Raw genomic sequence first — 10,698 nt, 5'->3', positions numbered from 1 at the left:
CCGGGCTCGCCGCCGTGTGCCTGGTCGATCTCCAGGCCCCACGGCAGCGTGGTCGGCGAGCCGTACAGCTCCTGGTTGAACCAGTTGCCCCAGCGCGCGATCGCCTGCCCGAACGCGATGCCGGGCGCGACCGTGTCGGCCACCTCGCCGAGGGACAGCCCCCGGCGGCGGCAGGCCAGCCACACGCCGACGCCGCCCAGCGCGACCGCGCCCCAGATGCTGAGCCCGCCCTCCCAGATGAACAGCGCCTGGTAGGGCTCCTTGATCGCGCGCTCGCCGAAGTACGTCTGCCAGTCGGTGATGACGTGGTAGAGGCGCGCGCCGACCAGGCCGAAGATCACCCCGGGGAACGCGATGTCGCCGATGACGCCCTTCTCGCCGCCCCGGGCGCGCCAGCGCCGCTCGCTCAGCCAGATGCCGAACGCGATCGCGACGATGAAGCACAGCGCGTACGCCCGGATCGGGAGGAATCCGAGATGCCAGACCGCTTCGGGAGGGCTGGGGATCGAGGCGAGGGCCATGCGGGTGAGGCTAGCCCACACCGGGCCGTCACACGCGGGGCTGTCACACGCGGGGCCGCCTCAGGCAGGCCCGCTTGGCGCGCGGTTCACGGTGCGCGGCAGCAGCGCGAGCAGCGCCACCAGGACGAGGGCGGCCGGCGCGCCCCAGAACAGCACCTCCGGGACGGCGGCGGCGGTCGCCGACGCACCAGGGGGCCGCCCCTGGAGCTCGCGGGCCAGGACGCTGCCGAAGACGGACACGCCCAGCGACAGCCCCAGCCCGCGGACCGACACCACGGCCGACGTGGTCGCGGCCAGGTCCGCCGGAGAGGCCGCGTTCTGCGCGACGACCACGAGGTTCTGCATCAGCAGCCCGAAGCCGACGCCGAGCACGCCGAGGACCACGGCCAGCAGCACGTACGGAGTGCCGGGCCGGAGCAGGCTCAGCAGCCCGAACCCCGCCGCCGCGATCAGCGCGCCGGCGAGCAGGTACGGCCGGAACCGGCCGCTCGCGCCGATCCGGGCCCCGGCCAGCGAGGAGACCGCCATGAACGTCAGCACGTACGGGTTCAGCGCCAGCCCCGCCTGCGTCGCGCCCATCCCGTACGCGGCCTGCAGGTACGTCGGCAGGTAGACGGTCGAGCCGCCGAGCAGCGCGCCGAGCAGCGCGGTCGCGGGCAGCGCGACCCGCAGCACGGGATCGGCGAACAGCCGGGGCGGCAGCAGCGGGTCGGCCGCGCGACGCTCCTGCCACACGAACAGCGCGCCCAGCGCCACCACGGCCGCCGCCAGCGTGAGGATCACGCCGGAGTCCCACGCGTACGCGCGGCCGCCCCACTCGGCCACCAGCAGCAGGCTCACCATCGCGCCGGCGACCAGCACGGCCCCGGCCAGGTCGACGCGGCCGTTCCCGCCGGTCCTGGGCAGCCGCAGCGCGAACGCGGCCAGCGCGACGGCGAGCAGGCCGAGCGGCAGGTTGACGTAGAAGATCCACCGCCACCCCCACGCGTCCGTGATGGCGCCGCCGGCGAGCGGGCCGCCCACGCTGGCCAGCGCGAAGACGCCGCCGGTGAACCCCTGGACCCGGCTGCGCAGCCGAGCCGGGTACAGCTCCGACAGCGCGATCGTCGGCAGCACGAACAGCGCCCCCGCCCCGGCGCCCTGGAACGTCCTGGCGGCGATCAGCTCGGGCATCGTCCGCGCCAAGCCGCACAGCGCCGACCCCGTGACGAAGATCGCGACCCCCGTCACGAACACCGCGCGGCGGCCGAACCGGTCGCTGAGCCGCCCGTACAGCGCGCCCGTCGCGGTCGAGGTCAGCACGTACGCGGTGACGATCCAGCCGATCGCGTCCAGGCCGCCCAGGTCGGCCGCGATGTCGGGCAGCGCGACCGCCACCACGGTCTGGTCCAGGATCGACAGCAGCATGCCGATGAGCAGCCCGGCAGTGGCGAGCGGCACGTTGCCGCCGCGCGTCACCGCCGGGGCGACGTCCGTGCGCGTCATCGCCCGGCCCCCGCGAACGGGTTCGGCAGCCCGAAGTCGGCGCTCAGCAGGTCCTGGTCGAGCGCCGCCGCGGCCACGGTGCCGCTCGCCGCGGCGGCGATCACCGCGGCCAGCGGCACCGGCACGCTGGCCCGGCGGGCCATGTCGCCCGCGGCGTACACGCCGGGCACGCTGGTCTGCCCGAACTCGTTCACCTCCACGCACCCGTCGGCGAAGGCCGCGCAGCCCAGGCGGGCGGCCAGGCCGGAGCGCTGGCGCGGCACGTTGACGACGAACACCGCGTCCCGCTCCACCGGCGGCCCGGACGCGAACATGATCCGCTCCAGCCGCCCGCCGTCGCCCTCCAGGCGGGTGACGGCCTCCTCACGGACGCCGACGCCGTGCCCTTCCAGCGTGGCCCGCGCCTCCGGGTCGAGCGGGCGGCCGTCGGCGCACAGGACGACGCCGGCGGCGAAGCGGCTGAGCTGCAGCGCCAGCCGGACGCGGGACGGGTCGGTGCCGAGCACGGCGACCCGCCTGCCGGTGCACTCGTAGCCGTGACAGTAGGGGCAGTGGAAGGCGGAGCGCCCCCACAGCTCCCGCACGCCGGGCGGGCCGGGAAGCTCGTCGGCCAGCCCGGTCGCCAGCAGCAGCCGCCGCCCCTCCACCGTGCCGCCCACCGTGCCGCCCACCGTGTCGCCTGCCGTGTCGCCGCCGGACAGCTCCAGCCGGAACCCCTCGCCGTCCCGCGCGCTGACCTCGGCGACCGTCCCGGTCCTGGCCCGCACCGACGGGTACGCGGCCAGCTCCTCGCGGCCGAGCTTGCGCAGCTCGCCGGGCGGCGTGCCGTCCCGGGTCAGGAAGTTGTGCACGTTCTGGGCGGCGGCGTTGCGGCCCTCCCCGGCGTCGAGCAGCAGCGCCGATCGGTGCACCCGCCCCAGGGCCAGCGCTGCGGACATCCCGGCCGGGCCCCCGCCGACGATGACGACGTCGAACATCTCTTGCCTCCCTAGCAGTGATCGCTTGGCGTGAGGCAAGTGTGCAAGTTAATGTCAACATGAAGTCAAGCGCCCGGAGGAGTGGGGCTCGGCAGCTTCTGATCACCTTTCACGTCCACCGGGTCGAGCAGCTTGCCCGACAGGTAGCCGCCACCGGAGACGCCCATCAGCACGATCAGCGTCGCCGGGATCTCCGGCAGCCCCTCCCGGGGATGGGTGACCAGCTGGAGCAGGAAGTAGCCGATGGTGATGACGGTGAAGAGGAAGTACTGGGCGTCCATCAGCGCCAGCCGCCCGTGGTCGTCGCTGATGGCCTGCCGGAGCCCGGCGACCCACCCGACCTCGTTCGCGTCGGTGGGCGGAGCCTTCACCCGCGCCGCGGTGTCGGTCTCCAGCGCGGCCGGAGTGCCGGCGGGGACGTCCACGCCGTGCGCCTCGTTGACCTCGTTGATGGAGTCCAGCGCCTTGTAGACCTGGCGCTTGGCGGTGATGGCCAGCGCCAGCGGCCAGCCCAGCAGGAACAGGTACTCCCACCGGAAGTCCCGGCCCAGCAGGGACGCGAACGATATCCCGCGCATGTCGTCGAGCGGGCAGTCGCCCTGGAACGGCGCGCCGGCCGGAAGCGGGCAGTTCGGCGTCCGGCCGACGACGATGAGCATCAGCAGCCCGAACGCCAGGGCCAGCGTCCAGATCGCCACCTGAAGCTGCGAGGTCGAGGTCCGCCCGTCGTTCCCGACGACCAGCCCCTTGAGCCCGGCCCGGCGGTAGTCCCGGATTCGCCGCGCCCGCTCCACCTCGCCCAGGCCCGCCAGCTCCCGCCGCGTCGGCCGAGGCGGCACGTCCTGCGCGAGCAGCACCGCCAGATGGACGGCTGTCAGGGCCGCGGCCAGGGTGAACGCGGCGACCAGAGCCGCCCACAGCGGCGTGAACCGCCAGGCCAGCCGCCCGTCGAACGGCCAGACTCCGGCGAACACGGCGACGATCCACCACACCGTCACGACGGCGCCCACGAGCACGATCGCGCCCAGCGCCATCAACCGGCGCCTCCGCCTCGACACGGTCATCGGACGGCTCCCTTTCACCGACGGAGCGTCATCCGCTCACGGCCGGGGGGTTACATCGCTGGTGTATGTCCCTCGGACGAGCGGGCGGCACCCCGGTTTAACGAATTCATCCAAAACATGACCGGCGGCTGCCCGAGCGCGGCGGCGGCATTCTCGGGCAGGCGCGCACCGCCGCATTCGGAGTGCCGGAAAACGCGCGGGTCACAGCCGGCCCCGGTGATCTCCCCGCCCTTGAGAGCGGTGGGGGAAACAACGCAGCGGAGCGGGGGATGGCGCTGAAGGAGCGGCGGGAATATGCCGGACAGCCAGTGTCGTGCTTGATCGGCATTTCTCTGGGAGCGGCCGCGGGCCGCGACATCATCTCTCTTACGAATTCGCGGCAGGGGGCACAGGAGTGCCGCCGGTGGCCGTTCGTTCTCCGTATGTTTCCAGGAGCTCTGACGTGTCCAATTTTGTGTCAGGAGTGGGCCCGCTGTTCGGCCCCAACTCCGTCGTCGTCACCGTGAACGACGAGACGGGAAAGCCGTTGAGTCTTCAGGTTTATCCCGACGCGCACAACCCGGAACTGCGCGCGGCCGGAATGCCGACGCAGTACTACTTCCAGCCTTCGCGGATCATGCTCGCGCGCAAACAGGGATCCCCCGAGGACTTCGACTTCGAGATGACCCTCTTCAAGGGCCTGATGTCGGAGGAGACCACCATCACGCCGCAGGAGCTGGCCCAGAAGGAGCTGGGGGGCGGGTTCTGCACGTTCTCCACCACGTTCGGCATCCCGCCCAACGTGATCCAGCAGGTGCGCGAGAAAATCAAGAAGCAGGAGCACGACACCCCCAACGAGCGGTTCGGCGCGTTCTTCAACTACCAGCAGAACGACCCGGAGCCGAACGTCGGCATCATCCCGATCACCAGCAGCACCGTCGTCTGCGCGGTGCAGGACCCGGCCGTGTCCGGCAACGTGATCCAGATGAAGGCCGACTACAACGGCAAGGGCAGCATCGAGGCGCAGGGGATCAACTCGTTCCTCGTGTCGTGCAACCTCGCCGCCGCGGGCCTGATCGCCAGCGCGCTCAAGGCGGGCGGTTCGCCGCCGTTCCTGGTCATGAACACGCTCGAGGAGATGTTCTACATCAACGGCGTCACGGTCGAGGTCGAGGTCGACGTGGACAAGGTCTACGACTCGTTCTCCGCCGCCGTGTCGACCGGCTCCTTTTTCGGGATCACCGACATCAACGCCGAGTTCGCCTACAGTTCCTGCCTGACCAACGGCGGCATCACCACGAAAATCTCCATGAACTCCGGGGTCCTCGACGACCCCACCAAAAAATGGATCATGGACAATGTCGTGACGATGCGGCAGACGGCGGTCGAGCTCGTCAAGAAGGAGATCTTCGACTGGGATCCGGCGAAGGCCGACACCAAGGCGTCGACGGCGGGACGCAGCTGGTTCAGCCAGATATTCGGTGGCTCGTCCGTCTCGCTGAAGTCCACGCACGAGAGAAAAGGCATCCGTTTCAAGGAGAAAATCATCCTCGACCAGGCGTACACGGCGACGCACGCGGTGAGCGGCGACCTGAACGAGCTGCTCCCGGCCGTACGGGCGAATCTCAACAAATATCTGTTCATCGTCGACATCGGGGAGTTCTTCAAGAAGGTTCAGGTCGCCGCGGTCTGCATGGTGGACTTCGATGACAAACTGGACGACGGCACCGTGCTCGACGATCCGGTGCAGGCGGTTCAGCTGGAGGCCGGTTATCCCGATTTCAGCCAGCCCGTGCAGGACGGAAAGCCGAATCTGCACATGCGCGGGCAGGGCCAGCACTACATCATCGGCTCGGACAAGCCGAAGACGTCCGACCAGCCGGCCATCTGGACCCGCGACAACGCCAAGGACATCGTCAACATCTCGTTCCTGCGACTGGACACTCCCGTGGACGGCTGGCCGTCGGACCAGGTGAGGCTGCGACGCAAGATCATCTTCGACGGGCAGGACCCCCGGGTCAACCTGTCGAAGGCCATCGCCCCGAACGACCCGGCGATCGCCGAGATCGAGGTGGACAACAACGATCACGCCCCCACGCTGACCGCGAGCATGGTCGGGCACGTGTTCGTGCGCTTCATGCCGGTGCAGAAGCTGCCGCCCAACATCACCGTGGAGATCACCCCGACCATCGGGGCGGACACCTACGCCCCCATCACGATCACCAAGGACAACGAGAAGAACGCGCTGTGGGAGATCTACTCGGACAAGTACGTGATGGAGGACCACTTCACCTACACCATGACGGTCACGGTGGTAGGACCCAACTTCACCGACGAGGTGATCGTCTACTCGACCCCCGAGCCCGTCACGGTGCCCGTGGCGCAGGGCCACATCAAGTACGTGCCGAAGTCGAGCGTGATGCTGCCGGACCCGCCCGACGACAAGCTCCCGCTGATCAACGACTACATCAAGAAGGCCACGGAGGCGGCGGCCACCGCGTGAGGCCGGCCGGCACAGAGGGGGATCAGCCATGCCGACAGCAGAACAACTCGCGCGCCTCGACCCGGTCGACGGCGACGGCGCGTCGATCGTCCAGAACGAGGACGGCTCCACACAGACGAGCTGGCCGGACGGCACCACGCGGGTCGACGAGCCCGACGGCCGGGTGATGGTGACCTTTCCCGACTTCTCGGTGCTCAACATCGAGACCGACGGGACACGCACGCTCAACGACGTCAACGGGGCGCCGCTGGATCTCACCACCGGGCAGCCGCTGTCAGGCACGCCCGAGGGGGAGCCGGCGCCCACGCCGCCGCCGACCACGGTGGACCAGCTCAACGAGATCGTCGACGGGGCCGGCGCCCTCATCGACCTCGCCGGAGCCGAAGGGGTCCTGCGGGCGTTCGGCGTCGCCGCCGTCGTCGACAAGGAGTACGCGGCGCTGTCGGAGCTCGCGATGGCCTTCGGCGACGCCCTCAAGGGGGAGATCTCACCGGTCGCCTGGTTCACCCAGCCGGTGAAGATGCTCCTGGCCGTGATCAAGGCCATCGAGACGGAGGAACGCGGCGTCAGCATGCGGTCCTGGGTCTACACGGTGGCCTACGACGCGATGGGCATGGGCACCCCGCCGGAGCCCGCCTTCTCCGGCAGCCTCGGCGGCCCCGACCAGGACGCGCGGAACAGGGAGGCGTGGATCGACGGCCAGGGGCAGGCCCAGCAGCAGCTGGCCGACGGCCGGAACGGCGTCGCCCTGCACAACCGCGTCGTGCTCGTCATCGCCAAGTGCGGTGCGAACCCGGCCACGGCGGTCACCGAGCTGTGGGCCGCCGCGTGCCGGCAGTCGGGCGACGACGGCGACGCCGGGCTGCTGGCCGCCTATCCGCAGCTGTCATGGCCGGAGCCGACAGGCGCCTGAGCAGGCGCGATCAGGAACGGTGCGGGGGTCGTACGGCTCCCGCACCACCCAGGGGGAGTGCCCACCATGACCGAAGACATCGCCGCCCTGCTCGAGAACCTCATCGACGTGACCTTCGACGCGCTGATCTCCGGCGGGTCCACGCCGTGGCTGGTGGCCCGGACGGGCGCCGGCATGCCGTCCGCGAGCGCCGAGCGCGCCGAGATCCCGGCGGGCGCGGCGGACCTGCCCCGGCTCGAAGGGGGAATCTTCCCCGGCCTGCTGCATCCCAACTGGTTCATGCCCGAGTTCGCGCTGCCCGCCGAGGCCGACGCGGCCTTCGGGTTCAAGGTGACCCAGGCCGGGGTGGACCAGGACGGCGGGCCGTTCAACCGGGCCGCGCTGACGATGTCGCTGCGGGCCGCCATGCCGTCCCAGCTCGCCGCCCTGGCCGAGAGCGAGCCCGTACGACGGGTGCCGGACCTGGCCATCGAGCCCGTGCTGACCGTTCCCGTGGCCGCGCCCGACGGCTCGATCCAGCGCAGGCCCGTGCCCGGGACCGCGACCGAGGGCGCCGACGGCGGGTTCCTCCTGACCTTCGAACTGGTCGGCTCGCTGGTCGAGGCCGCGTACGTGCACCTGATGAGGGAGGGCGGGGTCGGGCTGGAGATCACGGCGAAGTACACCGCGTACCAGACGGCGCTCGTCGCCCCTCTCCAGATCGAGACGCTGCCGGTCGCCACCCCCCAGGTGCGGATGGAGCTGTTCGGTGACGGCGGCAACACGCCGGGCTTCCCCTTCGAGCCCGTCAGCCCGGCTGGAACGTACCGGTTCTTTCCGGTTGTCGCGCGGTTCAGCCGGTCGCTCCCGATCGGCGTGGTGTTCGCCACCGACGACTACCGGAGCCGCTACACGATCACCGCCGAGAACCTGACGCGGACCGTCATCGACGCCAACGACCTCAACGCCTTCGCCGGGCCGCGCTCGGAGTACCGGGAGCTGACCTCGCTGGGCGACGTCCCGGCCAAGTACCCGTCGCTGCGCCGCCTCTATTTCGGCGCGGTCAGCGGCACGGTCGTGGCGCTGCCCGCCGCCTACGGCATCCAGCGGACCGCGCAGGGGCTGCAGGCCAGTTGCGACTCCATCGTGGACACCACGCCCGGGGACGTCACCGGGTGCCGTTTCCACTTCACGTTCACGGTCTTCCCGATGGCCGACCCCGTCGACCTCGCTCAGGTGCGCGCCGACGTGCTCGGCATCCCCGAGGCCAAGGGCCGCACGTTGCGGGTCGTGCTGCCCGGCGGGCTGGACTCGCGCACGCCGCCGTCCCTGGAGGGGTTCGCCTCCGCGAAGACGGCCTTCAGCGACGCGCAGGTCCCGGCGATCAACGTCGGCGTGGAGATCGCCGACGCCGAGGGCAGCCCGGCGGTCACCAACGTCAACCTGTTCCTGCAGCAGCTCGGGTCGGCCGGGCCGCCGCCGCTGTTCGGCACCGTCGCCGTCAGGCTCGACGACGTGTTCCCCAGCCCGGTGCAGACGCAGGTCGTGCTCAACCTGCGCCAGACGGCCAGCGGGGACGAGCTCGTGACGACCGGTCCTCAGGCCGCCAACCGGGGGCCGCTCGACCTGGTGCTGCGCCGGTTCGCCGCCGTACAGGGCAACCAGGTCACGATCACCGCGCTCGGCGACCAGGCGCTGCCGGCCGGCGGCTCCGCCACGCTCGCCGGCGTGCCCGTGGGCGCGTCCGTCGAGGTGTCACGCACGCTCGCCGTGCCCACGCCCTTCCCGAAGACGCAGATGGCGAAGTACGTCGCCTTCCACACCCACACGGTGCAGCAGATCCTCCACCCGCTCACCGTCAACGCCGCCGGGCTCGACTTCGCCGCCGCCGGGGTCACCGCCGTCGACGTGCAGATCACCATGACGGCGAACCCCGCCACCCCGATCCCGTCGATCTCGCTCAACCCCTCGCACGCCGTCGACTTCCGCCACGTCGCGATCCCCGTCGAGTCCGCCGTCACGGGCCTGGACTGCTCGGTCGCGCTCACCCTCACCGCGGCCGCCGGCCTCAGGACCGTCACCGTCCGCCACGACTTCATGGAGACCCCCATCCTCATCCTCACCCCGAACACGATCGCGTGAGAGCAGGAAAGGAGGCAGCGATGCCGGAGAGACCGTCACCGGCGGGGCCGATCTTCGGGCCCGACACGGTCGTCGTCGAGGTCGACGGCCCCACCGGGGGTGTGCACGTGCGCCCCGACGCGGGAAACCCCGCGCTGCGGGCCGCCGGACTGCCCGCCCGGTACTACGTCCAGCCCGCCCGGATGGCGCTGGCGCGCCGCCAGGCGTCGCCCGACCTGGACTTCTCGGCGAGCGTCCTGGTCAAGGGGGCGCCCGGGACGCCGGAGTACGTCGGCGGCTCCTGCACGTTCGGCGTCGCGCTCGCGCTGCCGCCTCCCGCCCTGGAGATCGTCACCCGCAAGCTCGCCCACCACGACCACCCGGATCCCGCGCCACGGATCGCCGAGCTGTTCGAGCGCGGCGCCAAGGAGCCCGCCCCCTCGCTGACCCCCGTGCAGGTGACCCGGAGCGTGCTGTCGTGCGTGATCGAGGGTGAGCCCCCGCTGGTGATGACCGCCCAGCACGGGGCGACGGGCAGTGTCGAGGCGCAGGGACACAACACGTTCCTGGTGTCGTTCACCCCCGCCGCCGCCGAAGCCGTCGTGAGAAACCTGCGGGACGGCGCGGCGCCGCCCTTCACGATCCGCAACCGGCTGACCGAGCAGTTCACCACCGGACCGGCCGTCCTCACCGCGCGGGTCGACGTCGACGCCGACAAGCTGTACGACCTGCTCCGGGACGCCGCGGGGCCGGGCGGAGCGCTGCCCGAGGACGTCGCGCTCGACGCCGTCCACACCGCGGCCCTCGCCCGCGGCGCGGTCACCACCCGGATCACCGACGCCGGGCACGGAAGCCTGGACGCCAGGACGACCCGCTGGCTCGGCGAGACCGACGAGATCAAGGCGGCCGTGCTCGGGCTCGTCAGGCAGGAGCTCTTCGACCTCGGCGGCGGACCGGGCACCGCCACGCTGAAACGGGACCACCCGCGTACGGGAACGGCGCTGAGCCAGGTCGTGACGCTGCACGGGCCCGTGTCCGCGGCGCGGACGGTGGAGGGCGACCTCCAGGAGCTGGCCTCCGCCGCCAGGACGGACCTCGGCAAGTACCTCGTCGTCGTCGACGCGGGCGCCTTCTGATCGGGACCTCAGGAAAGGAA

8 protein-coding genes are annotated in these 10,698 nt (G+C 71.2%); 4 read left to right on the top strand and 4 right to left on the bottom strand.

The window, feature by feature from the left end:
- From AB0G11_RS27835 to AB0G11_RS27820, 4 genes are all read right to left on the bottom strand, one after another.
- The coding region (locus AB0G11_RS27835; RefSeq protein WP_357589387.1) for a prolipoprotein diacylglyceryl transferase family protein at positions 1–521 on the bottom strand (521 nt) is incomplete at its 3' end.
- Positions 522–581: 60 nt separating this feature from the next.
- Positions 582–2,006: a DHA2 family efflux MFS transporter permease subunit gene (locus tag AB0G11_RS27830; RefSeq protein WP_357589385.1), complete on the bottom strand. Its 1,425-nt coding sequence runs from the start codon at positions 2,004–2,006 to the stop codon at positions 582–584.
- On the bottom strand, positions 2,003–2,983 hold the full coding sequence (locus AB0G11_RS27825) for an NAD(P)/FAD-dependent oxidoreductase (protein ID WP_357589383.1): 981 nt from the start codon (positions 2,981–2,983) through the stop codon (positions 2,003–2,005). Before AB0G11_RS27825 ends, AB0G11_RS27830 begins: the two co-directional genes overlap by 4 nt.
- A gap of 65 nt (positions 2,984–3,048) precedes the next feature.
- On the bottom strand, positions 3,049–4,047 hold the full coding sequence (locus AB0G11_RS27820) for a hypothetical protein (protein ID WP_357589381.1): 999 nt from the start codon (positions 4,045–4,047) through the stop codon (positions 3,049–3,051).
- A 442-nt stretch (positions 4,048–4,489) separates the two neighbouring features.
- Here AB0G11_RS27820 and AB0G11_RS27815 point away from each other — a divergent pair, with 442 nt between their 5' ends.
- From AB0G11_RS27815 to AB0G11_RS27800, 4 genes are all read left to right on the top strand, one after another.
- Positions 4,490–6,529: a hypothetical protein gene (locus AB0G11_RS27815; RefSeq protein ID WP_357589379.1), complete on the top strand. Its 2,040-nt coding sequence runs from the start codon at positions 4,490–4,492 to the stop codon at positions 6,527–6,529.
- Between the two features lie 28 nt (positions 6,530–6,557).
- Positions 6,558–7,442, top strand: coding sequence for a hypothetical protein (locus AB0G11_RS27810; RefSeq protein WP_357589377.1), 885 nt, complete (start codon positions 6,558–6,560; stop codon positions 7,440–7,442).
- Positions 7,443–7,508: 66 nt separating this feature from the next.
- Positions 7,509–9,563: a hypothetical protein gene (locus AB0G11_RS27805; protein ID WP_357589375.1), complete on the top strand. Its 2,055-nt coding sequence runs from the start codon at positions 7,509–7,511 to the stop codon at positions 9,561–9,563.
- Between the two features lie 20 nt (positions 9,564–9,583).
- Entirely contained in the window at positions 9,584–10,678 is a 1,095-nt protein-coding gene (locus tag AB0G11_RS27800; protein ID WP_357589373.1) for a hypothetical protein, read from the top strand.
- The last annotated feature ends 20 nt before the right edge of the window (positions 10,679–10,698 follow it).

This window comes from Nonomuraea sp. NPDC023979 (assembly GCF_040639085.1).
Classification (GTDB): domain Bacteria; phylum Actinomycetota; class Actinomycetes; order Streptosporangiales; family Streptosporangiaceae; genus Nonomuraea; species Nonomuraea ceibae.
This window is presented reverse-complemented; position numbering and strand designations above follow the sequence as displayed.

Excerpts from the sequence above, each read along its gene's own strand:
- AB0G11_RS27810 (WP_357589377.1), top strand. The coding sequence starts at position 6,558 with ATGCCGACAGCAGAACAACTCGCGCGCCTCGACCCGGTCGACGGCGAC.
- AB0G11_RS27825 (WP_357589383.1), bottom strand. The coding sequence starts at position 2,983 with ATGTTCGACGTCGTCATCGTCGGCGGGGGCCCGGCCGGGATGTCCGCA.
- AB0G11_RS27805 (WP_357589375.1), top strand. The coding sequence starts at position 7,509 with ATGACCGAAGACATCGCCGCCCTGCTCGAGAACCTCATCGACGTGACC.
- AB0G11_RS27800 (WP_357589373.1), top strand. The coding sequence starts at position 9,584 with ATGCCGGAGAGACCGTCACCGGCGGGGCCGATCTTCGGGCCCGACACG.
- AB0G11_RS27820 (WP_357589381.1), bottom strand. The coding sequence starts at position 4,047 with ATGACCGTGTCGAGGCGGAGGCGCCGGTTGATGGCGCTGGGCGCGATC.
- AB0G11_RS27830 (WP_357589385.1), bottom strand. The coding sequence starts at position 2,006 with ATGACGCGCACGGACGTCGCCCCGGCGGTGACGCGCGGCGGCAACGTG.